A 22091-nucleotide genomic window follows, 5' to 3' on the forward strand; every position below is an offset into this window, starting at 1 on the left:
CTCGATAAAAATCAGGCGCCCGTGGCGGGCGCGGGGATAGTGACGCCCAGCTGCACGGCCGGGCGCGCCGCCACGCGGGCGTACCAGCTGCTGACGTGGGGCCAGGCGGATAAATCGAAGCCGACGATGCGGGCGATGTGCAGCCAGCCGAAGCTGGCGATGTCGGCGATGGAATAGCCGTCGCCGGCAAGGTAGGCGTTGGCCGCCAGGCGGCCATCCATGGTGGCCAGCGCCGCGCCGCAAAGCTGGCGAAAGTGTGCCGTGGCGGGCACGTTCGCGCCCGCGTCGGCGATCTCGAAATGCACGCGCTGGCCCAGCATCGGCCCCATGCTGGCCGCATGAAATTGCAGCCAGGTGACGGCGGACCAGCGCTGCGCGGGCGCTGCGGGCAGCAGCCGCCCCGTCTTCTCGGCCAGGTACAGCAGGATGGCGGCCGACTCGAACACGGTGACGCCCGTCTCGTGGTCGACCAGCACGGGAATGCGCCCGTGCGGATTGAGGGCCAGGAAAGCGGGCAGCCGGTGTTCGCCCTGGTCGATGCGCACATGGCGCAATTGATACGGCAAGCCCAGTTCGGCCAGTGCGATGGTGGCCTTGAAGCCGTTGGGCGAGCTGTCGGTGTAGAGTTCAAGCGAACCCGCGGGGGATGTGATGCTGTGCATGGAGTATCCTGTCGATATAGTTTTACTGAAGTAAAATAAGCGTTGCAAACACCGCCATCCTCGCTCTTATTTTCAGCGAATGGAAACGATGATTTTTGCTGTCTTACTATAGAAAAACTATATCAATGAAACATCCTTTACCGCTCCAGGCACTGCGCGCCTTTGTCGAAGTGGGCCAGCGCGGCAGCATCAAGGCCGCCGCCGAAGCATTGCACGTGACGTCGGGCGCCGTCAGCCAGCAAATCCGCCTGCTGGAAGAACGGGTCGGCATGCCCCTGTTTACGCGCGAACGCCAGGGCTTGCGCCTGACCGAAGCGGGCGCCATGGTCCACCCCACCCTGCTGGGTGCCTTTGCGCAGATCGCCGGCGCCAGCCAGGCGCTGGAAGACATGGGTGGGCGCCAGACGCTCACCGTCAGCACGGTCGCCACCTTTGCCGCCGCGTGGCTGGTGCCGCGCCTGGGCCGCTTCAACCAGCGCCACCCGCAAATCGAAGTGCGCGTGGAAGCCACGTCGGCGCTGGTCGACCTGCGCCGCGACAGGGTCGACGTGGCCTTGCGCCACGGCCTGGGAGAGTATCCGGGCTTGCAGGTGACGCGGTTAATGGCACCCGTGCTGGTGCCCGTCGCCAGCCCCGCCCTGATGGCAGGCCAGCCGCCCATTGCCACGCCCGGCGATTGCCTGCGCTACCCGCTGCTGCACGATACCGACCGCGCTGACTGGCCCTTGTGGCTGGCCGCGCACGGCGCCCCGGACGGCAGCGCGGATGAGGCGCGGGCGCTGCGCGGCTCGGCCTTCGAAGATGATTTTCTGTTGATACGCGCGGCCGAGGCGGGACAGGGACTGGCCCTGGTGCCGCAGCTGTACGCGCAGGAGGAAATCGCCGCGGGACGCCTGGTGCAAGTGCTGGACTTGCCCTGGCCCGCGCGCTTTGCCTACTACCTGGTGACGCGGCCCGACGCGGCCACGCGCCCTGCCGTCCAGGCATTCATGGCATGGATACGCGAGGAGGCGCAGGCCGCGCGCTAGAGTCCGTGCTCGCCTGCCGCGCACGACACGACGCCGCACATGGCGCTGAACGGCGCCGGCATGCCGGCGCGTCCCGTGGCGATGCAGGCCGCGGCCGGCACCACGGCCAGCAACAGGGCCAGGTAAGCGATCACCTTCAGGCGCTGCATGGATGCATGGCGCACCTGCGCCCCGTGTGGATAGCCCTTGCCCGCCTCTACGCTGCCTCTTGCCGACATCTTCGTATGCATGTCCGTCTCCTCTATCCACAGTGAATGGTGTTGCTTCACTGAATTTTGCTACATAAATTTACCGAATACAATAAATAATTTCACGAAAAAATCATTTTCTCTTTCCGTGAGCAAACGAAACGAAGAAGAAAACTTTGCTCACCATAGGAAGAAATGGCCCAGCATCAGCTGTTTACGCCATGCGCCCCCGAACTTGGCTGTGTCGAAAATCCAAATAAAATCATGGAAATCACAATATTCGTTGAAATCATTTTTATTTGATGTATGATGAGTGCAAAGGAGCGCCCAGGGCGATTCGGCAGGCCTCTTTGCCTCGACCGCCCGGTATCTCCACCGTCTTTGTAGGGGACAAGCAGATGAACAGAATCCTGGCCTTGCGCCTGCTCGACGCCGCCGATGACGCCGCCGTCATCATCGATGCGGGCTCGCGCATCCGCTATGCGAACGACGCCATGTATGCGCTGAGCGGCTATCCCGCGGGCAGCTTGCCGGGCCAGCCGATCGAGGCGCTGCTGCCCGACGCCGTGCGCGAGCAGCATGGCGCGCAGATCGGCGCGTATCTGGCCGGCTACAAGAAGTCCCGGGTGCTGGGCCACAAGCGCCATTTCGCCATTCGCCACCGCGATGGCACGATGCTGCCCATTGTGCTCAAGGCCATGGACCTGGGCACCCTCGACGATGAAAACTTCATGGGCGCCTTTTTCATCGACCAGCGCCGCGAACTGGCCATCGAGCAGCAGAACGCGGCCCGCTGGCAGCAGTTGCAGCGCATCGCCCTCAGCGATCCCCTGACCCAGCTACCCAACCGCCGCGCCTTCGAGATCGACGCCGTGCGCACGGCGGCGCGCTCCAGGCGCTCGGGCCACCCGATGACCATCGGCATCGCCGACATCGATTTCTTCAAGCATGTCAATGACCAGCATGGCCATGCGGCCGGCGACGCCGTGCTGCAAGCCATCGCGGCCATCATCCTGGCCCAGGCACGGGCCGCCGATGTCGTCGCCCGCGTGGGCGGCGAGGAATTCGGCTTGCTGTTCCCCCACACGGACCTGGCCAGGGCGCGCCAGGTGGCCGAGCGCATCCGCCTTGCCGTGGCCGCGGCGCAGGTCGATGTCGAGCACGCGCCCATCGCCGCGACGATCAGCATCGGCCTGGCGCCGCTGCCTGCGGACGGCGACTGGAAAGCGGGCTTCACGCAGGCCGATGCCGCCCTGTACCAGGCCAAGAAAAATGGCCGCAACCGCGTCGAGCAGGCTTGAACCCCGCCCGGCGATCCTCGCAGTCCCATGCAGTACGCAGCACCTGACAGGAGCAAGCACATGGAAACGACCACGACACATGCCGCCGCAGCGGGCCAACGGGCGCAAGCGGGCGCACGGGAATTGCTGGTCTTCGGACTCGGCAAGGAGGAATACGCGATCGACATCGGCCTGGTGCAGGAAATCCGCGGCTACGGCGCCGTCACCCGCATCGCCAACGCGCCCGCCTTCCTCAAGGGCTTCATCCACCTGCGCGGCAGCATCGTGCCGCTGGCCGACCTGCGCATCGCGCTGGGCCAGGCCGAGCCCGCGTACGATGCCTCGACGGTGGTGATCATCCTCGTCTTCGCGCATGGCGCCACCGGCATCGTGGTCGACCGCGTGGCCGATGTGGTGCCGCTGGCGCCGGGGCAGATCAAGCCGCCGCCGCAGCTGCACGGTTCGGCCATGGCCGGCCACGTGACGGCCATCGGCGCCCTCGACGAGCGCATGCTGATCGTGCTCGACATGGACAGCCTGCTGGCGGGCCTGGGCATGCACGCCACGGGCGAGCTGGCGGCCTGAGCCAGCCGCCGCCGTCCCGTCCGCCACCTGACCGCCATCCGCCGGAGACACCATGAGCATCCTGATCGTCGATGACAACGACACCAACCTGAGCCTGCTATCGACCCTGGCGTCCAAGGCCAGCAGCATCGAGACGGTCTGCATGAGCGATCCCGTCGATGCGCTGTACTGGTGCGAATCGCACGTGCCGGACCTGGTCTTGCTCGACTACCGGATGCCCAGCCTGTCGGGCAACGAGTTCCTCAGCATTTTCCGCAAGATGGGCGGCATGGCCGACATCCCCATCATCATGGTGACCACGGAAAACGACCGCGCCGTGCGCAAGCAGGCCTTTTCGCTGGGCGTCACCGAGTTTCTCACCAAGCCCGTCGACACCATCGAATTCAGCCTGCGCGTGCGCAATCTGCTGGCCCTGCGCACGGCGCAAACCATGCTGGCCGACCGCGCCAAGCTGCTCGAACACGAAGTGGCCCAGGCCATCGCCAACGTCACGGCCAGGGAGATGGAACTGGTCACGCGCCTGGCGCGGGCGGCCGAATTCCGCGACCCGGAAACGGGCGCCCACATCATGCGCATGGCGCGCTACTCGGCGCTGATCGCCAGGAACCTGGGCATGGATGCGCAGTGGCAGGAGCTGCTGCTCAAGGCGGCGCCCATGCACGACGTGGGCAAGCTGGCCACGCCCGACCATATCCTGCTCAAGCCGGGACGGCTCGATCCCGATGAAATGGCCATCATGCGCCTGCATGCGAAGATCGGCGGCCATATCCTGGCCGGCAGCGATTCGCCGCTGATCCGCCTGGCCGAGGAGATCGCCTGCGGCCACCACGAAAAATATGACGGCAGCGGCTATCCGGACGGCCTGGCGGGCGAGCAGATACCGCTGTCGGCGCGCATCGTCGCCGTGGCCGACGTCTTCGACGCGCTCAGCTCGGAGCGCCCGTACAAGCCGGCCTGGCCTCTGGCGCAGGCGCGCCAGTACCTCGAGGAAAACCGGGGCAGCCATTTCTGCCCGCTGTGCCTCGACGCCTTCCTGGATGCCTGGGACGAGGTGCTCGCCATCCGCGACAGCCTGCCCGACCCCGTCCAGCCACACGCCCACCCACTGTAAGCGAGGAGCCTGCCATGCGCGTGCAACAACTGATCCTGAAAAACCGTGCCGACATCGATGCGGCCCTGGCGCCGCTGGCCGCCATGAGCCCCGACCTGGTGCTGGTCTTCGGCGCCTGCCCCTACTTTGCCACGCCAGGCTTGAGCGCGGCGCTGCGCCGGCAGCTGCCCGGCGCCGTCATCGCCGGCTGCTCCACGGCAGGCGAGATCGCCGGCAAGCGCGTCCACGACGACAGCTGCGTCATCACGGCCATCCGCTTCGCCCACACCACGGTGGCGATTGCCGATGCCATCATCTGCGACATGGCCGATTCGCACGACGCGGGCGAGCGCCTGGCGCAGGCCCTGCCGCACGATGGCCTGACGGCCGTCTTCATGCTGGGCACGGGCGTGGCCATCAACGGCAGCGCCCTGATCGCCGGCCTGCAGGCGAACCTGCCGCCTGGCGTGACGGTGTCGGGCGGGCTGGCGGCGGACGGCGGCGCCTTCCTCCAGACGTGGACCCTGGGCCCGCGCGGCGCGGCCGACAATACCATCGTCGCCGTCGGCCTGTACGGCGAACGCATCCGCCTCGGCTACGGCAGCCATGCGGGCTGGGAAGCGTTCGGCCCCGCGCGCAAGGTGACGCGCTGCGTCGACAACGTGCTGTATGGCCTCGACGGCGCGCGGGCGCTCGACATCTACAAGCTGTACCTGGGCGACCATGCGCGCGACCTGCCCGCTTCAGGCCTGCTGTTCCCGTTTGAAATGCTCACGGCCGCGCATGAAAAAAGCAATGTCTTTCGCACCATCCTCGCCGTCGATGAAGAGCAAGGTTCGCTGACCCTGGCCGGCGACATCCTCGCCGACGGCTACTTGAGACTGATGCATTCCAGTACCAACCGGCTGATCGACGGGGCCGAGACGGCCGCGCGCGGCGTCGCCCCCCACGCCGATGCGCAGGGCGACCAGCTGGCCCTGCTGGTCAGCTGCGTGGGACGCAAGCTGGTGATGGGCGACCGGGCCGAGGAAGAGGTCGAAGCCGTGGCAGACCTGCTGGGCGGCGCGGCCTGCATCGCCGGCTTTTACTCGAACGGCGAAATCGGCATCGCCCAGCCGCATGGCGCATGCCAGCTGCATAACCAGACGATGACCGTGACTGTATTGAGCGAAGCATGAACCGCACCCTGGCACGCCAGTTGAACCGCGTCTGCGATATCGACTCGGATAGCGCCTGCGCCGCCCTGCTGGAACAGGCGCAGACACTGTGCGGGCGGGCGGACACGCCGCCCGAACTGGCCGGTTTTCTGGCCGGCTTGCCAGCCCTGCTGCAGCGCATCGACGGCGCCTACGAACAGTCCGAACGCGATCTGGACCTGCGCTCGCGCAGCCTGGAACTGAGTTCGAATGAACTGAGCATGACGAATGACCTGCTGCGCACGGAACTGGCCAGCCGCAACCGCGTGATCCAGTCGCTGCGCGTGGCGGCCGTGCGCCTGCTCGACAACAACGATTCCGGCCTGCGCCTGCCGCAGGAAGACGATATCGAAGGCCTGTCGGTGCTGCTGGCCGAGCTGGTGTCGCAGCAGGAACTGCGCCGCATCGAATTGCAGAACCAGCGCTTCGCGATGGACCAGCATGCGATTGTCAGCATCACCGACACGGCCGGCGTCATCATCTACGTCAACGACAAGTTCTGCGCCATCAGCGGCTTCGCGCGCGAAGAGCTGGTCGGCAAGACGCACCGCCTGATCAATTCGCGCGCGCATCCGGACGCCTTCTTTGCGCAGATGTGGCAAACCATTACGGCCGGCCACGTGTGGCACGGCGAAATCTGCAACCATGCCAAGGATGGCGGGCAATACTGGGTCGACGCCACCATCGTGCCCTTCCTCGACGCGGCCGGAAAACCCTATCAGTACATCGCCATCCGCACGGAAATCAGCGACAGCAAGCGCATGGCCGAGACCATCGCGAAAAGCGAGCGCGAATACCGCAACGTCGTCAACAGCCTCAATGAAGTGGTCTTCCGCACGGACCTGCACGGCGCCTGGACCTTCCTGAACCCCGCCTGGCACACCATCACGGGCTTTGGCGCCGCCGACAGCCTGGGCAAGAGCGTGCTGCAATTCGTCGATCCGCGCGACCGCGACCGCGCCGCGGCCGGCCTGTCCCAGCTGCTGGGCGGCCAGGTGGACAGCATGCGTCATGAAGCGCGCTACGTGACCCGCGATGGCGACGTGCGCTGGATCGACGTGTGCGCGCGCGCCGAACGCGATGGCCTGGGGCGGCTGGCTGGCATCACGGGCAGCCTGACGGACATCACGGAGCGGCGCCAGGCGGCGCGCGAGCTGCGCCACAACCTCAACTTCGTCGACGCGCTGATCGAAACCATCCCTATCCCCTTGTACCTGAAAGATGTGCAGGGCCGCTACCTGCGCGCCAACCGCGCCTTTTGCGCCTTCTTCCACCTCGACCAGGCGCGCATCCCGGGCCTGACGGTGGCCGACATCCTGACGCAGCAGCAGGCGCAGCAAGCGCTGCAGCACGACCTGGCACTGCTGCAGGACCGGGGCAACCAGTCGTATGAAGACCGGCTGACCGTCGGCAAGCGGCAGGTCGATGTCCTGTGCAGCAAGGCGGCCCTGCTGAAGTCCGACGGCAGCCTGCACGGTCTGGTGGGCACCATCGTCGACATTTCCAGCCAAAAAGCGGCCGAGCGCGCGCTGCTGCTGGCCAAGGAAGTGGCCGAATCGGCCAGCCGCTCGAAGAGCGAATTCCTGGCCAACATGAGCCACGAGATCCGCACGCCGATGAACGGCATCCTCGGCATGACGGACCTGGTGCTCGATTCCGAGCTCGATGCCCACCAGCGCAAATACCTGGAAATCGTCAAGGCCTCGGCCGATGCTCTGCTGTGCATCATCAACGACATCCTCGATTTCTCGAAGATCGAGGCGGGCATGCTGACCCTGGAAAGCATCCCCTTCGACCTGCGCCAGCTGCTGCAGGAAACCATGCGCGCGCACGCCATGCGGGCGCAGGCCAGCGGCCTGGAACTGGTGCTCGACGTCGATCCCGCGCTGCCGCACACCCTGCTCGGCGACCCGGGCCGGCTGCGCCAGGTGCTGACCAATCTGGCGGGCAACGCCATCAAGTTCACGCCGCAGGGCGAGGTGGTCGTCAGCGCCCGGCTGCGCGCCAGCGGCGATGGCGTGGCCAGCCTGCGCCTGAGCGTGCGCGACACGGGCATCGGCATCGCCGCCGACATGCAGGAGGCCGTCTTCGACGCCTTCCAGCAGGAAGACGGGTCGACCACGCGGCGCTTCGGCGGCACGGGACTGGGCCTGTCGATCACGCGCCGCCTGGTGACGATGATGGATGGCGGCATCGGCCTGACGAGCGAACTGGGCAAGGGCAGCTGTTTCACCGTGGACCTGGCACTGCCCATCGGCGAGCAGCAGCCCCTGGCGCCGCCGCCCGACGCCTCGCTGGCCGCACGCAACATCCTGCTGGTGGACGACAATCCCAGCAGCCTGACCATCCTGCGCCGGATCTTCGAACACAGCGGCGCCACGGTCACCGCCTGCGAGTCGGGCGAGGCGGCGCTGGCGCACTGCCGCGGCGCCTTGCCGGCGGACTGCATCATCATGGACTTCGCCATGCCCGGCATGAATGGCTTCGACACGGCATCGGCGCTGGCCGCCCTGCCCCACTGGAGCCAGGCGCCCATCGTCATGCTGTCGTCCTGCGGCAGCCTCGGCGACGCGGCGCGCTGCCGCGAACTGGGCATTGGCGGCTACCTGCTCAAACCTGCCAGCCCCGAGGAATTGCTGACCGTCGCCATGAGCGTGCTGGGCACCCGCCGCGGCATGCCCAGCGCCGCGCCCGTGGCGACGCGCCAGGCCGTACGCGAAAGCATGCCCGGCCTGGACATCCTGCTCGTCGAGGACAACGTCATGAACCGCGAACTGGCCACCGTGCTGCTGTCGAATGCGGGCCACCGCGTCACGCACGCGGCAAACGGCCGCATCGCCCTCGATTGCCAGGCCGCCGGCCATTTCGACATGATACTGATGGACTTGCAAATGCCGGAGATGGGCGGTTTCGAAGCCACCGCGCGGATCCGCGCGCGCGAAGCGCAAGGCATGCCGCGGAGCGTCATCATCGCCATGACGGCCAGCGCCCTCGAAGGCGACCGGGAACGCTGCATCGCCGGGGGCATGGACGACTACCTGTCCAAGCCGTTCCGCACGGCCGCCTTCCACAGCCTGATCGAGCAGCATGTGCTGCAGATAAACAAACAGACGCCGCGCTTCGGCTACGGCGCCGCGCTGGCCCAGGCCGACGCCGACGTGATCGGCATCATCGGCGCATCGTTCCTGACCGGCTTGCCGGCGCAGCTGGAGGCCCTGCGCACGTCCCTGCGCGCGGACGACCGGGCCACCGTCAGCCGGCAGGCGCACACGCTGGCCGGCTTGCTGGCCAACTTCCGCGCCGCACCGGCCGTCGCCATCGCCGCCGCTATCGAGCGCGAAGCGGCAAAGGCGCCGCAGGGTGCGCTGCTGGCGCGGCTCGATGCGCTGGAAGAGCAGCTGCGGCTGTTTGTGCAGGAAACGGACACGGCCATCCAGGCGGCAAGCCACATGCTGCACGCATCCGGCCAAACTTGATGTAGATCATAATTTTTTAAACAAGCTCTTGCTATCCTGTAAAAAAATGACAGGAGCCCTGGATGAGCAAGACGCAGCCAAGCCATGCGGAACACGACGTTGAACATGAGCGCCTGGGCAGCGCCTGGCAAGGCGTGCCGGCGCCGGACTATCCGGAAAGCGCGCCGGAAGGCGCCACCCTGGACTTGCTGCTGAACGCCTGGCTGGGCAAGTTCACGGGCGGCATTTCGCCGGCCGCGCTGGGCAACGCCTATGCCGACTGGCTCAGCCACCTGGCGCTGGCGCCGTCGAAGCAGCAAACCCTGCTGCAGGAAGCGTGGAAGAAGATCGGCCGCTGGCAGCAATATGCCTTGCAATCGGCCATGGCCGGCGGCGCCTTCGAGCCGCCATGCATCGCGCCGCTGCCGCAGGACCGGCGCTTCGACGACCCGGCCTGGCGGCGCTGGCCGTACAACCTCGTCTACCAGGGTTTCTTGTTGCAGCAGCAATGGTGGCACCGCGCCACCACGGGCGTGCGCGGCGTCACGCCGCACCACGAGGATGTCGTCACGTTTACCGTGCGCCAGTGGCTCGACATGCTGGCGCCGTCGAACTTCATGCTGACCAATCCCGTGGTCCAGCAAGCGGCCCTCGAGAGCGGCGGCGCCAGCCTGGCGCGCGGCGCGCAGCACCTGGCCGAAGACTGGCAGCGCGCCGCCATGGGACCGTATGCGTCCGACACGCGCCGCTACAAGGTGGGCGGGAACGTGGCCGTCACGCCGGGCAAGGTGGTCTACCGCAACGACTTGATCGAATTGATACAGTACGCGCCCACGACCGCCACGGTGCATGCGACGCCCCTGCTGTTCGTGCCCGCGTGGATCATGAAGTTCTATATTCTCGACCTGTCGCCGCACAATTCGCTGGTGCGCTATCTGGTGGGCCAGGGCCACACGGTGTTCATGATTTCCTGGAAAAACCCCACGGAAGAAGACCGCGAGCTGTCGCTGGAAGACTACCGCCAGCTGGGCGTGATGGACGCGCTCGACGCCGTTGCCCGCATCACGGGCGCGCCGCACGTGCACGCGGCCGGCTACTGCCTGGGCGGCACCCTGCTGGCGATCGCCGCCGCCACGATGGCGCGCGACGGCGATGCGCGCCTGGCCAGCCTCACCATGCTGGCCTCGCAGGTGGATTTCAAGGAGCCGGGCGAACTGTCGCTGTTCATCGACGAGAGCCAGGTCAGCTTCCTGGAAGCGGCCATGTGGAAACAGGGCTACCTCGATACGAAGCAGATGGCGGGCGCTTTCCAGCTGCTGCGCTCGAACGACCTGGTCTGGTCGCGCCAGCTGCGCCATTATCTGCTGGGACAAGACGAGCAGGACAGCGACCTGATGGCCTGGAATGCGGACGCCACGCGCATGCCCTGCCGCATGCACTCGGAATACCTGCGCCGTCTGTTCCTGCACAACGACCTGGCCGAAGGCCGCTACCGCACGGCGGGCCGCCACATCGCCCTGCCCGACATCGATGCGCCCATCTTTGCCGTCGGCACCCTGACGGACCACGTGGCGCCGTGGCGCTCCGTGTACAAGCTGCAGCTGCTGACCGACACGGACGTCACTTTTTTACTCACCTCGGGCGGCCACAATGCTGGCGTCGTCTCGCCGCCGGGCCAGCCGCGCCGCAGCTACCAGCTGGCCACGCACCGCCACGACGCACCCTACATCGACGCGGACAGCTGGCAGCGCGACGTGCCGCACCATGACGGTTCGTGGTGGCCCGCCTGGCAGGCGTGGCTGGCGCAGCGCTCCGGCGCGCAAGTGGCGCCGCCGGCCATGGGGCCCGGCCTGGGCGACGCGCCGGGCCGCTACGTGCTGCAAACCTGATACTGACAACCGAGCGACAACCGAGGAAAACGCCATGCCCTACACCACCCTGCTGGTCCACGTCGATAATTCCCGCCACTGCGCCCAGCGCATCCGCCTGGCCGTGCGCCTGGCCGTTGCCGACGGCGCGCACCTGATCGGCTCGGCCATGAGCGGCATCTCGCGCTACGCGTATGGCGGCGGCGTCAACGCGCTGCAGTTTGCGCCGGCGCAGATGCAGGCGCTGCGCACCCAGGCCAGCGAGGCCTTGCACGACTTCGAGCGCATCGCCCGCGAAGAAGGCCTGGGAACCTATGAAACGCGCTTCGTCGACGACGACGCGCAAGGCGCGCTGCTGCTGCAGGCCCGCTATTGCGACTTGCTGATCCTGGGCCAGACGGATGCGCAGGATACGCCGTCGCGCGTCATCGCCGGCACGCCCGAATACCTGATGCTCCATTGCGGCCGGCCCGTGCTGATGGTGCCGCACACGCCGTCCGCCGCGCCAGCGGGCATCGCGCAGCATCCGCTACTGGCCTGGAACGGCAGCGCCGAAGCGCTGCGCGCCATCACCGATGCGCTGCCGCTGCTGCAAGGGGCGCGGCAGGTCACGCTGGCCGTCGTCAATTCGCACGCCCAGCCGGCCGCGCATGGCGAGCAGCCGGGCGCCGACCTGGCACTGTATCTGGCGCGCCACGGCGTCAACGTCGAGGTGCTGCAGCACGATACGCCGCCGGGCCAGGACGTGGGCACGGCCCTGCTGGCCATGGCGGCCCAGCGGCACTGCGACCTGCTCGTGATGGGCTGCTACGGCCACATGCGCCTGCGCGAAGCGCTGCTGGGCGGCGTCACGCGCACGGTGCTGCAGGAGATGACGTTACCGGTGCTGGTGTCGCACTAGCGCGGCCGTTCGGTCATGTCGGCATGCCGTGCGGCGTCATCGTTTTTGTAAAATCACGCCGCTCATGTATTGATTCAGATCGCGAAAATCCTTCACGCTCCAGGCGTGCGGCGCAATCTTGACGCCATTCTCTTTCAAGGTTTTCGGAATCAGGTCGCCATTCGGACGAAGGATGACCGACGAGACGATCACGCCCGGATAATCATTGAGCCGTTTCTTGAAAGCGGCGGTGGTCAGATCGGGGGTACGGGGATTGCTTTTATTTGCCAGCGGCCCTGTTCCTCTGATTTCGGCTCCGTGGCACACGGCGCATCGCTGCATGTAGAGATTTTTTCCATTCACGTTCTCCGCGAAGGAGGACGATGTGTGAAACAGCGATAAAAGGCCCAGCGTAGCGGTGAATACTAATTTCGTTATCATGTAGTTTGTTATTGATATCAATCGGAGTGGAATCAGGGCTGACCCCGTCAATGCCGCTGCAACGCTCCAGACAATATTTTAACCGGGATTGCTCATTCACCAAGTGACGCCTGCGGCCAGTCCGGCGCCGGCTTCGCGGGAACGGCCTACAATAGCCAGGCTGGACACTGCGCGGCCGCCTGCTGACGGGCCGCGCGGCCTGCGTCGCCCCTGTCAGCGCCACCGCCACAAGGAGTATTCGCATGAGCAAGCAAGCCACCATCGTCCTCGTCCACGGTTTCTGGGGCGGCGCCGCCCACTGGAGCCGCGTCATTGTCGAATTGCGGCGCCACGGCCACACGGCCATCCGTGCCGTCGAACTGCCGTTGACGTCGCTGGCCGACGACGCCGAGCGCACGCGCAAAATGGTGGCGCAAATCGATGGCCCGGTATTGCTGGTAGGACACTCCTACGGCGGCGCCGTCATCAGCGTGGCCGGCAATGCGCCGAATGTCGCGGGCCTCGTCTACATCGCCGCCTTCTCGCCCGATGCGGGCGAAAGCCCGGGCAGCATCACGCAGGAACACCCGCCCATCGGCGCGGCCAGCCTCGAGGGCGACAGCGACGGCTATCTGTGGGTCAAGCCCGAGCAATACCATGACAGCTTTTGCCAGGACCTCGACGCGGAAGAAGGCGCCGTGCTGGGCGTGGTGCAGAAAGCGCCGCTGGCCAGCACCTTCGGCGACACCGTCAGCGACCCGGCCTGGAAGCACAAACCCAGCTGGTACCAGATTTCCAGCGCCGACCGCATGATTTCCCCCGTCAACCAGGAGCGCATGGCGGCGCGCCTGGGCGCCAGGAAGGTCATCACGCTCAACGCCAGCCACGCGTCGCTGGCTTCGCGCCCTGTGGAAGTGGCGGCGCTGATACTCGAAGCGGCAGGCGCGGTGGCCGGCGAATAGGCGTGCTGGCTACAGCCACCCTTCGCGCTTCAGCCGCCGGTGCAGCCAGAAGCAGCCGGCGATGATGGCGACGATCACGGCCGGATAGCTGCCGCGCCACTTCAGTTCCGGCATGAATTCGAAGTTCATGCCGTACAGGCTGAAGACCATGGTGGGCACGGCCAGAATGGCGGCCCAGGCGGCCAGGCGCTTGACCACCTCGTTCTGGCGGATCGAGATCTGCCCCAGCGCCACCTGCATGGCCGAATTGACCAGCTCGCGCATCTGCCCCGCCGTGTGCGTGACCCGTTTGACGTGGTCGAGAATGTCGCGGTAATAGATGCGGTTTTCCTTGGGCACGATGTCGCCATGAAAGCGGATGAGCTGGGTGCAGATGTCGTGCAGGGGGTTGACGGCCGCATCGAGCTTGAGCAGCTCCGTCTTGAGCTGGTAGAAATCCTGCAGCTTGTCTTCGCTCAAACTGGGCTTGAACAGCTGCAGTTCGTAGTGCTGGAAGCGGGCCTGCAAATGGTCGATGCAGGGCTGGTACTGGTCAACGATGAAATCGATGATCGAATACAGCACGTAGCCGGGGCCGCTGGCCAGTTTCTCGGGCACGCTTTCCTTGCGCTCGCGCAGCTTCGCATAGCCGGCCGAGGGGCCATGGCGCACCGTGATGATGAAGCGTGGGCCGAGAAAGACGTGGGTTTCGCCATAGACGATGGCCTCGCCATCGAGGGTGGCCGTGTGCATCACCATGAACAGGGTGTCGCCGTACTCTTCCAGCTTGGGCCGCTCGTGCGCGCCCTGCGCATCCTCGACGGCCAGTTCGTGCAAGCCGAACGCCGATTGCAGCGCCTGCATGGCCGTGGCGTCGGGGCTGGCCATGCCGATCCAGACGAAACAATCGGGGTCGCCGAGAAAGTCGCCCACCTTGTCGATGTCGAAGTGGGCGATCTTCTTGCCGTCGCGATACGCTTCGCAATTGACGACGGCGGCGTGGGTACTCAGGTCCATGTGATTTTCGGGCTACGATGTCGGGCCGTCAGTATAGCGGAATGACACTGTCACTCTGTTAAGTTGGCCACCGTCGCCCGCAACGAAGCTTAGAACAGGCCGAACAGCGATTTTTTCGGCGCCGCGCAGGCCGCGGTGACGGGCGCCTCGATTTCCTGCCTGGCCGCCGGATCCGTCACATCGAGCAGCACCTGCTTGCACTTGTTTTCACCGAGGAAGCGGAATTCCACCTGATATGTCTTGCCCGCTTCCGGCGTCAGCTGCAAGGTCAGCGGGCCGCAGGAACCGGCGCGCAAGCCGTGTTCGGCCGGCCAGTCGGCGTAAGCCTGCACCCAGACCGGTACGCCCGCCGTCAGCGTCTTCTGCACTTCCGGCAACACGCCCGTCATGCGCCGCGAACGCTCGACCATCTTCGAGATAAACGGCAACAATTTCTCGCGCAAGGTCGTGGCGTCGTACACCTTGCCCGCCGGCGTGAAGTCCTTGCACTCCTCCTTGCTGCCACTGGTGCCGTAGTCCACCACCATCTGCTCGCCCGAGGATACCAGGCTCAGTTTCGCAACCGCGGGCACGGCGGCCGCTTCCGCAGCAACAGGCTGCGCCACCGGCGTTTCCACCGCCGGCTTCGCCACGACTTCGTCACCCGCCTGGGCCGCCCAGGCACTCACGCTGGCCGCAGCCAGCAAGACACTCAATACACCACGCACACTATCTTTACGCACAAGAAATCCAGATTCAAAGTAGGTTTCATCGAAACATTAGTTAATTCAACATAACCAATATTGCCATAAAAGATAATATATTAAATATTTCCATATGGCAATTTTATAATGTGCGGTTTGCCTGCGCGTCGCGTCTCATCACGTCTCAATAGCGGTAGTTCAGGCTCAGCATCGCATTGCGCGGGTCGCCGTAACTGACCCTGCGGCCCGTGCTGATGCCGTAGTAGCTGCGGTCGGCCAGGTTGTTGAGGTTGAGCGACAGGGCCAGGCGATCGGAGACCTGGTAGCGCGCCATGGCGTCGAAGACGGCGTACGAGCCCTGGTGCACGGTGGTGGTGCCGCCGCGCACGGCCCGGGTTTGCTGCCAGGTATGCGATTGCCAGCGGGCGCCGCCGCCCAGCGTCAGGCGCGGCATCGGCTGCCAGGTGCTGTACAGGCTGAGCTGGTCTTCGGGCGCCAGGGTATTGACCTTGCCAGCCGCGTCGCGCGCGATCTTGTGCGTGTAGCCGGCCTGCAATTGCCAGCCCGGCATGAGCTGGCCCGACACTTCCAGCTCCACGCCGCGCGAGCGCACGCCGTCGATGGCGCGGTAGGCGTCCATGCCCGTCACCTTGTTCACGGCGTCGACAGACTCGGCAAAATTATCCTGGCGCACCTCGAACGCGGCCGCGCTGGCGTTCAGGCGGCCGTTGAGGAATACGCCCTTCACGCCCGCCTCGATATTCTTGCCCAGCACGGGGTCCAGGGTCTTGTTGTCGACGTCGCGGCTGTTTTGCGGACTGAAAATGTCGCTGTAGCTGGCAAACGCCGTCAGGTTTTGCGCGAAGTCCCATGTCAGGCCCGCATACGGCGTGAAGATCGACGCTTCATCGATCTCGGCCGTTGGGTTGACGTAGGACGACAGGCGCCCGCCCATGATCACGTGCACGCCCTGCGGCAGCGAAAAGCGGCCCGTCGCATACACGGCCTTCTGGCGGATGACTTCGCGGGCCGTGTCCAGTTCCCACTTCGGCTCAGCGACTATGCCCCGGTAAGTATAGATATTATCGACCTTGATGAAGGAATACGGGCTGAAGACGTCGTCCGACTGCTTGCGGTAGGCGTTCGCGCCCACCACCAGTTCATGCGTACGGCCCAGCAATGCAAACGGCCCCTTGGCGTACACGTCGAGGCCATTGCTGGTGGCGTCGCTGTTGTACTGGCGCGCCGTGACGGACGTGCCGCTGCCGTCCGCCTTCGGAAAACCGTCAAGGTAGGCGACGGGCGCGTACAGGGCGTTGGCCTGGTGGATCAGGCGCAGATTGGCCAGCCAGCCATTGTCGAACGTGTGCTCGAGCGAGGCGAAGACGGATTTGGCTTGCGTCTGCTGCGTGCTCCAGGTGGGCGCGCCGTTGAACGAGCGGGGCATGGTGAAACGGTTGCCGTCCGCGTCGAACAGGGGCGCGCCGCCCCAGTCGCTATTGCGCGGCACCGTATGCTGGTAGTCGGCGCCAACGGTCAGCAAGGTGCGCGGCGACAGGTCCGCCTCCAGCGTGCCATAGGCCAGTTCGGAGCGGCGCTGGTAGCGGTCGACGAACGAGTGCTTGTCCTGGTACGACGCCACGGCGCGCGCACGCACGCTGCCGCTGTCGTTCAGGGGGCCGCCCACATCCGCCATGCCGCGGTAATTGCTCCACGATCCAGCCGACAGGTCGGCCAGCGCGCGCAATTCGCGCGTGGGCTTCTTGCGGATCAGGTTGACCGTGGCGCCCGGCGTGCCGGCGCCGCTCATCAGCGCATTCGCGCCCTTCAGCACCTCGACCCGGTCGTACAGGTCCATATTGGCCAGGGACTCGCCCAGGTTCAGCGAAGCGTCGCGCGTCCACGGCAAGCCGTCGTAGCTGAAATTGTCGAGCGAAAAACCGCGCGCATAGTAAATCGTGCGTTCGCTGTCGATGTGCTGCACGTACACGCCCGGCGTGTGGTTCAGCACTTCGCTCAGTTGCACCAGGCCGAAATCGTCCATCTGCTGGCGCGTGACGACGCTGACCGCGTGTGGCGTCTCGCGCGGCGACAGCACCAGGCGGTTCGCCGTGCTGACGGCGCCCGTCGTGTACGAACCCGTGTCTTCCGTCACCTGGCCCAGGTAATTGGTGGTGATGACCACTTCCGGCATCGTTGCCTCGGGATGGGCGGCGGCCTGTGGCGCCGCCGCTTGCACGGTATAGACGCCGCTATCGGTCTTGAGCAGGGCCAGCTGCGTGCCCTGCAAGGCGTGGCGCAAGGCCTGCTCCGCCGTGAAATCGCCGTGCACGGCCGCGCCGCTGGCGCCGCGCGCCAGGTCCGCATCGATGGAAATGCGCACGCCGCCACGGCTGGCAATCGCGATCAGGCTGGCGTTCAAGGGCTGGGCCGGCACGTCATAGCGCACGGTGGCTGGCGCCATTTGCGCCGCTGGCGTTTGCGCCAGGACGGTGGGCGCGGCGCAGGAAAGTAACATTACAGCCAGGGGAATCTGGCGCATCAACAATGGGGGCATGCTGGGACTCTATCTTGTGGTGAAGGAAAAGTGGGGCTACACCAGGTATGAGTCGCGGCGCGCCAAAAGTGACAGTGCCGGCGCAAAAAAAAATGTCAGCCTGCCTTCAGGTCGATGCCCGTCCACCAGCCGCCGGGTCCCTGGCGCAAGGTGACGGGCAGGGTTTCGGCCAGCGCCAGCAAGGTCGCTCCGCTGTCGTCGAGCGAGTAATTGCCCGATACGCGCAGCGCCGCCGCCTGCGCCGTGATGTCGATGTAGCCGTGGCGGTACGGACGCAAGGCGGCCACCACTTCGCCCAGCGGCTGGTCGACGGCCACCAGCATGCCCTGCTCCCACGCCGTCGCCTGCCCTGGCGCCAGGCCGGGCAGCAGGGTCAGCCGGTCCGCGTCGAAGCGCGCCGCCTGGCCCTGGCGCAGCACGCGCGCCAGTCCCTTGCCGGCCGGACGCACGTCGAAATCGCCCCGCACGGCCAGCGCCACGGTGGCCTGCGCTTCGCGCCGCAGCATCAGTTCGCCGCCCGGCGCCGTCACCGTGCCGTGCGCGCTGCGCAGCAGGAATGGCGCATTTGCCGCATGCGCCACCCTGGCCAGCAGCTGGCCCTGGCGCAAGGTGAGGTGGCGATGCCCGTGCGTGAGGTCCGTATCGGCCGAGGAACGGGCATCCAAAGTCAGCACGCTGCCGTCGGCCAGCGGGTAGCGGCCCCGCTTGGCCGTGGCCGTATGCAGGTCCGCGCTCCAGTCCGGCAAGAACGGGCTGCCGCGCAGCAGCCAGGCGCCGCCGAACGCCGCGCCCGCCAGGCACAGGGCGCCCTGCAGCCACTGGCGCCTCTGCTCATCGTGCCGGGCGGCGCGTGCCAGGGTTTGCCCGACGGTCCCCGCCCCGCCCGCCGCCTGCAGCGGGCCGACGCTGTGCTCGACGGCCTGCCCCAGGGTGTGCCACGCGGCCGCATGGCGCGCATCGGCGGCCAGCCAGCGGGCGAAGGCCTGATGCTGGGCCGCGTCCGCCTCGCCCGAACTCAGTTCGACCAGCCAGCCGATGGCGGCGTCCTGTACCGCAGGGGAGATGCTCATGCCGGCTCCGCGGCGGCCAGGCAGCAGCGCAAGCCTTGCGCCATGTACTGGCGCACCATGCTGGCCGACACACCCAGTTCCAGGGCGATCTGCGCATACGTGAGTCCATCGAGCTGGCTCATGAGAAAGGCGCTGCGCGCCTTGACGGACAAGGTATCGAGCGCGCGCGACAGCCGCTCCAGCGCTTCGAGCAGCACGGCGCGTTCCTCGGGCGATGGCTGGACGGCGTCCGGCAGCAGCGCCAGGGTGTCGAGATAGGCCTGCTCGATATCGCGCCGCCGCCACTGCTGCAGCAAGATGCTTTTCGCTACCGTCGTGAGATAGGCGCGCGGCTCGCGGATGGCGGCCAGCCGCCCCGCATGCAGCACGCGCACAAAGGTTTCCGAAGTGACATCTTCCGCCTCCGCCCGGTTACGCAGGCGCAACAGCAAACGCTGCAGCAGCCAGCCCTGGTGGCCCGTAAACAGGCTGGCGGCCAGGGTGGCGTCATTCGAGGGAAAAGGCAAGGCAGACAAGAGCGGATCCGGCGGCTTTAATGATAATGATTCTCATTATATTGCAGAGACTGGAGCCTGTCCCGCAATTTTGCCATTGTTGTCAGGCGCCGACAACGCAGCAGCAGTCTTGAAGGACGAGGGATGCCGCAGCAGGCTAGGCCGTCGAGATGACCGCATTCAGGGCGCGCCGCAATTCCTTCAGCCGGGGCGGCTTACCCAGCACGCAGTTGACGTGTTCGGGATAATCGCTGTCGGCCGCCAGGCGCTGGCCCCAGCCCGTGAGCATGATGATGGGCGTGGCCGGCGAACACTGGCGCACGGCGCTGGCCACCTTGCGCCCGTCCACGTGGGGCATGCCCAGGTCCGTGATGACTACCTCGAAATCTTCGTGCCGGTCGCGCGCGGCCAGGAAGCTGTCGATGCCGGCCTGGCCCCCGTCGGCGGACACCACGTCGTGGCCATCGATTTCCAGGATGTCGCGCAGGGACTTGAGCACCATCGGGTCGTCGTCGACCACGAGGATGCGCAGGCGCGGCGGCACGGCGTGGGCCGCGTCGGGCGCCGGCTCCCCCGCGTCCGCCGCGCAGACGGGAAATGCCAGGCGCACCGCCGTGCCCTGCCCCGGCGCAGTGACGATGTCGATGCTGGCGCCATGGCGCTCCATCATGCCGTACACCATGGCCAAGCCCAGGCCCGTGCCCCGCTCGCCCTTGGTGGTGAAAAACGGTTCCAGGCAGCGGCGGCGCGTGTTCTCGTCCATGCCGACGCCCGTGTCGCCCACTTCGATCAGCACCTGCCGCGTCAACTGGCCGGGCGCGCCCACGCTGGCCGTGCGCACGGTCAGCGTGCCGCCATCGGGCATGGCGTCGACGGCGTTGAAGACGAGGTTGGTCAGCGCTTCGCGCAATTCGCCCACGCTGCCGGGCAGCATGGGCAGCGCGTCGGCCAGCTCCGTGCGCAGGGCGATGACGATGCCGCGCTGCTGCGGCATGTCGCTCCAGCGCGCGCGCGTCAGGTCCAGCACCTGCTGTACCACCAGGTTGGCGTCGATCGGCGAGAGCGCCAGTTGCGGTTCCCGCTGGCGGTAGAATTCGCGCATGCGCGCCACGGTGGCGGCCACGTCGTCGATGGCCCGTTCGATCACTTCCAGGCAATGCCGGCCCTGCGGACTGAGACTGGTTTCCGTCTCCAGCAGCGATTCCGTGTACAGGGCCACGGGGGAAATGGCGTTATTGATGTCGTGCGCGATGCCGCTGGCCATCTGCCCCAGCGCGCGCAAACGTTCCTGCTGCATCACCGACTGCTGCGTCTGGCGTAAATCGTCATACGCGCGCTGCAGTGCGCCGTAGAGCTGCGCCTGGTTGGCGGCCAGCGCCACGTGTTCGCTCAGCTGGCTGAGGAATTCGCACTCGCCGCTGGTAAAGCTGTTTGCGGCGCGGCGCGCCACGATCAGGATGCCGAAGACCGTGTTTTCGGCCAGCAGCGGCGCCATGACGAGGGCGCGCAGTCCCCCTTGCGCCAGGCGCTGCGGAAATGGAAACGCCACCCCGGCGATGTCGGCTTCATACACAAGCTTGCCGCGCACGCAGCTCGACAGGCCATTCTCGTCGATGGGAATGTGCGCGTGTTCGCTCATCATGAACGACTGCGCCAGCGCCTCGCTGCGCACGCCCACGCACGTCACCTGCAGCGCGTGCTGCGACGGTTCGTACAGGCAGATGCAGCTGAAATCGATGGGCAGCTGCTCTTCCAGGCTGCGCACCACCACCTGAAAGATGCTGCGCAAGTCCTGCCGCTCGCCGATCGAACGCGTGATCTGCTGCAGCAGGTTCAGGCGCTCGAGCTGTTCATGCACCTTGCGCTCGGCCAGCTGGCGTTCGGCGATCTGCGTTTCCAGGGCGGCATTCGTGTGCGCCAGTTCGTCGCGCGAGACGGTGGTGCGGCGCAGCTTTTCCGTCATGCCGTCGAAGGCGCGCGCCAGGTCGCCGATTTCATTTTTGGTGTGCACGCCGAGCGAAAAGTCCAGCTTGCCGGCGCCGACGATCAGGGTGCCCTGGCGCAGCTTTTCCAGCGGTCCCGTGACGCTGGTCATGGTGAAGTAAATCAGGCCGGCCACCAGCGCGATGATCATGCCGCCAAACAGCATCACGGCCACGTTGGCCCGCTGCTGCGCCTCCAGCACGCCTTGCCGGCTCAACTCGGACAGCCGCATCGCCTCCGAAATCATGCCCTGCACCTTGCCCATGATCTGGCCGGACAGGCGCGACTCCAGCTCGTCCAGCACTTCGCGCCGCTGCGGGTCCTGCCCCAGCTCGCGGTGGTTCGCGACAAACAGGTGGAACAGGCCGCCCACGCCGGCCAGGTCGCCCTGCAATTTCAGCAGCAGCGCGCGCTCCTCGCCCGTGCTGAAGGCGGGCGCGGCCAGCAGGCCCGACGACAGCGATTCGCTGCGCAGTTGCCACTGGGCCCGCGTGCGCTCGCCATGGTGCAGCGCATATTCGATCGACAGGTAGCGCAGCGACGTGACGGCTTGCAGGATATCGGCCGCCGCCTTGTTTTTCGCCAGTTCGCGCTGCATCGCCATGGTGGTGGAAAACAGCATGGCGACGATGATGGCCACGAGCACCACGCAAAACAGTTCGGCCAGCTTGAAACGCGTTACGATTTTCACGGT

At 66.3% G+C, this 22091-nt stretch carries 18 protein-coding genes; 9 read left to right on the plus strand and 9 right to left on the minus strand.

The features are described 5' to 3' along the window. Positions 1–11 precede the first annotated feature (11 nt). Complete coding sequence (locus KO538_RS20290) at positions 12–662, minus strand: glutathione S-transferase family protein (RefSeq protein WP_219329454.1); 651 nt, start codon at positions 660–662, stop codon at positions 12–14. A gap of 125 nt (positions 663–787) precedes the next feature. Between KO538_RS20290 and KO538_RS20295 the strand changes: the two genes are divergently transcribed. Further along, a complete protein-coding gene (locus tag KO538_RS20295) occupies positions 788–1690 on the plus strand; it encodes a LysR substrate-binding domain-containing protein (protein WP_219329455.1) in 903 nt (300 codons plus the stop codon). Here KO538_RS20295 and KO538_RS20300 read toward each other — a convergent pair. Further along, complete coding sequence (locus KO538_RS20300) at positions 1687–1920, minus strand: hypothetical protein (protein WP_219329456.1); 234 nt, start codon at positions 1918–1920, stop codon at positions 1687–1689. The genes KO538_RS20295 and KO538_RS20300 overlap by 4 nt on opposite strands. A 356-nt stretch (positions 1921–2276) precedes the next feature. Here KO538_RS20300 and KO538_RS20305 point away from each other — a divergent pair, with 356 nt between their 5' ends. The 7 genes from KO538_RS20305 to KO538_RS20335 all read left to right on the plus strand — a co-directional run bounded on the left by KO538_RS20305 (position 2277) and on the right by KO538_RS20335 (position 12253). Next, a complete protein-coding gene (locus KO538_RS20305; protein WP_219329457.1) occupies positions 2277–3179 on the plus strand; it encodes a sensor domain-containing diguanylate cyclase in 903 nt (300 codons plus the stop codon). 60 nt (positions 3180–3239) lie between these two features. Beyond that, positions 3240–3743 (plus strand): chemotaxis protein CheW, encoded by a 504-nt coding sequence (locus KO538_RS20310; RefSeq protein ID WP_219329458.1) that lies wholly within the window; start codon positions 3240–3242, stop codon positions 3741–3743. A gap of 52 nt (positions 3744–3795) precedes the next feature. Further along, complete coding sequence (locus KO538_RS20315; protein WP_219329459.1) at positions 3796–4854, plus strand: HD domain-containing phosphohydrolase; 1059 nt, start codon at positions 3796–3798, stop codon at positions 4852–4854. 14 nt (positions 4855–4868) lie between these two features. Beyond that, positions 4869–6011: an FIST signal transduction protein gene (locus KO538_RS20320; protein ID WP_219329460.1), complete on the plus strand. Its 1143-nt coding sequence runs from the start codon at positions 4869–4871 to the stop codon at positions 6009–6011. Next, complete coding sequence (locus KO538_RS20325) at positions 6008–9505, plus strand: PAS domain S-box protein (RefSeq protein WP_219329461.1); 3498 nt, start codon at positions 6008–6010, stop codon at positions 9503–9505. Before KO538_RS20320 ends, KO538_RS20325 begins: the two co-directional genes overlap by 4 nt. A gap of 62 nt (positions 9506–9567) precedes the next feature. Further along, on the plus strand, positions 9568–11373 hold the full coding sequence (locus KO538_RS20330; protein WP_219329462.1) for an alpha/beta hydrolase: 1806 nt from the start codon (positions 9568–9570) through the stop codon (positions 11371–11373). A 34-nt stretch (positions 11374–11407) separates the two neighbouring features. Continuing rightward, entirely contained in the window at positions 11408–12253 is an 846-nt protein-coding gene (locus KO538_RS20335) for a universal stress protein (RefSeq protein WP_072453826.1), read from the plus strand. Between the two features lie 36 nt (positions 12254–12289). Here KO538_RS20335 and KO538_RS20340 read toward each other — a convergent pair whose 3' ends face one another. After that, a complete protein-coding gene (locus KO538_RS20340; RefSeq protein WP_219329463.1) occupies positions 12290–12673 on the minus strand; it encodes a cytochrome c in 384 nt (127 codons plus the stop codon). 242 nt (positions 12674–12915) lie between these two features. Here KO538_RS20340 and KO538_RS20345 point away from each other — a divergent pair, with 242 nt between their 5' ends. Next, on the plus strand, positions 12916–13614 hold the full coding sequence (locus KO538_RS20345) for an alpha/beta hydrolase (RefSeq protein WP_219329464.1): 699 nt from the start codon (positions 12916–12918) through the stop codon (positions 13612–13614). Positions 13615–13623: 9 nt separating this feature from the next. On the opposite strand, the gene KO538_RS20350 is transcribed toward KO538_RS20345, so the two are convergent. The 6 genes from KO538_RS20350 to KO538_RS20375 form a co-directional block, all read right to left on the minus strand. Beyond that, positions 13624–14610: a magnesium and cobalt transport protein CorA gene (locus KO538_RS20350; RefSeq protein ID WP_072453828.1), complete on the minus strand. Its 987-nt coding sequence runs from the start codon at positions 14608–14610 to the stop codon at positions 13624–13626. Positions 14611–14699: 89 nt separating this feature from the next. Beyond that, on the minus strand, positions 14700–15332 hold the full coding sequence (locus tag KO538_RS20355; RefSeq protein ID WP_139248287.1) for a hypothetical protein: 633 nt from the start codon (positions 15330–15332) through the stop codon (positions 14700–14702). Positions 15333–15477: 145 nt separating this feature from the next. Continuing rightward, positions 15478–17850 (minus strand): TonB-dependent receptor, encoded by a 2373-nt coding sequence (locus tag KO538_RS20360; protein ID WP_219329465.1) that lies wholly within the window; start codon positions 17848–17850, stop codon positions 15478–15480. Between the two features lie 95 nt (positions 17851–17945). Then, positions 17946–18920 carry a DUF4880 domain-containing protein gene (locus KO538_RS20365; protein WP_219329466.1) on the minus strand — a complete coding sequence of 325 codons (975 nt, stop codon included), beginning with the start codon at positions 18918–18920 and terminating at the stop codon, positions 17946–17948. Next, entirely contained in the window at positions 18917–19435 is a 519-nt protein-coding gene (locus KO538_RS20370) for a sigma-70 family RNA polymerase sigma factor (RefSeq protein WP_219329467.1), read from the minus strand. The genes KO538_RS20365 and KO538_RS20370 overlap by 4 nt, the downstream gene beginning before the upstream one ends. A gap of 136 nt (positions 19436–19571) precedes the next feature. After that, positions 19572–22088: an ATP-binding protein gene (locus KO538_RS20375; RefSeq protein WP_219329468.1), complete on the minus strand. Its 2517-nt coding sequence runs from the start codon at positions 22086–22088 to the stop codon at positions 19572–19574. Positions 22089–22091 lie beyond the last annotated feature (3 nt).

The organism is Janthinobacterium sp. NKUCC08_JDC, from assembly GCF_019345575.1.
Taxonomy (GTDB): domain Bacteria; phylum Pseudomonadota; class Gammaproteobacteria; order Burkholderiales; family Burkholderiaceae_D; genus Janthinobacterium; species Janthinobacterium aestuarii.

Bases quoted from the DNA above. Each gene is read 5' to 3' on its own strand.
- KO538_RS20290 (WP_219329454.1), bottom strand. From the start codon at position 662: ATGCACAGCATCACATCCCCCGCGGGTTCGCTTGAACTCTACACCGAC.
- KO538_RS20295 (WP_219329455.1), top strand. From the start codon at position 788: ATGAAACATCCTTTACCGCTCCAGGCACTGCGCGCCTTTGTCGAAGTG.
- KO538_RS20300 (WP_219329456.1), bottom strand. From the start codon at position 1,920: ATGCATACGAAGATGTCGGCAAGAGGCAGCGTAGAGGCGGGCAAGGGC.
- KO538_RS20305 (WP_219329457.1), top strand. From the start codon at position 2,277: ATGAACAGAATCCTGGCCTTGCGCCTGCTCGACGCCGCCGATGACGCC.
- KO538_RS20310 (WP_219329458.1), top strand. From the start codon at position 3,240: ATGGAAACGACCACGACACATGCCGCCGCAGCGGGCCAACGGGCGCAA.
- KO538_RS20315 (WP_219329459.1), top strand. From the start codon at position 3,796: ATGAGCATCCTGATCGTCGATGACAACGACACCAACCTGAGCCTGCTA.
- KO538_RS20320 (WP_219329460.1), top strand. From the start codon at position 4,869: ATGCGCGTGCAACAACTGATCCTGAAAAACCGTGCCGACATCGATGCG.
- KO538_RS20325 (WP_219329461.1), top strand. From the start codon at position 6,008: ATGAACCGCACCCTGGCACGCCAGTTGAACCGCGTCTGCGATATCGAC.
- KO538_RS20330 (WP_219329462.1), top strand. From the start codon at position 9,568: ATGAGCAAGACGCAGCCAAGCCATGCGGAACACGACGTTGAACATGAG.
- KO538_RS20335 (WP_072453826.1), top strand. From the start codon at position 11,408: ATGCCCTACACCACCCTGCTGGTCCACGTCGATAATTCCCGCCACTGC.
- KO538_RS20340 (WP_219329463.1), bottom strand. From the start codon at position 12,673: ATGATAACGAAATTAGTATTCACCGCTACGCTGGGCCTTTTATCGCTG.
- KO538_RS20345 (WP_219329464.1), top strand. From the start codon at position 12,916: ATGAGCAAGCAAGCCACCATCGTCCTCGTCCACGGTTTCTGGGGCGGC.
- KO538_RS20350 (WP_072453828.1), bottom strand. From the start codon at position 14,610: ATGGACCTGAGTACCCACGCCGCCGTCGTCAATTGCGAAGCGTATCGC.
- KO538_RS20360 (WP_219329465.1), bottom strand. From the start codon at position 17,850: ATGCCCCCATTGTTGATGCGCCAGATTCCCCTGGCTGTAATGTTACTT.
- KO538_RS20365 (WP_219329466.1), bottom strand. From the start codon at position 18,920: ATGAGCATCTCCCCTGCGGTACAGGACGCCGCCATCGGCTGGCTGGTC.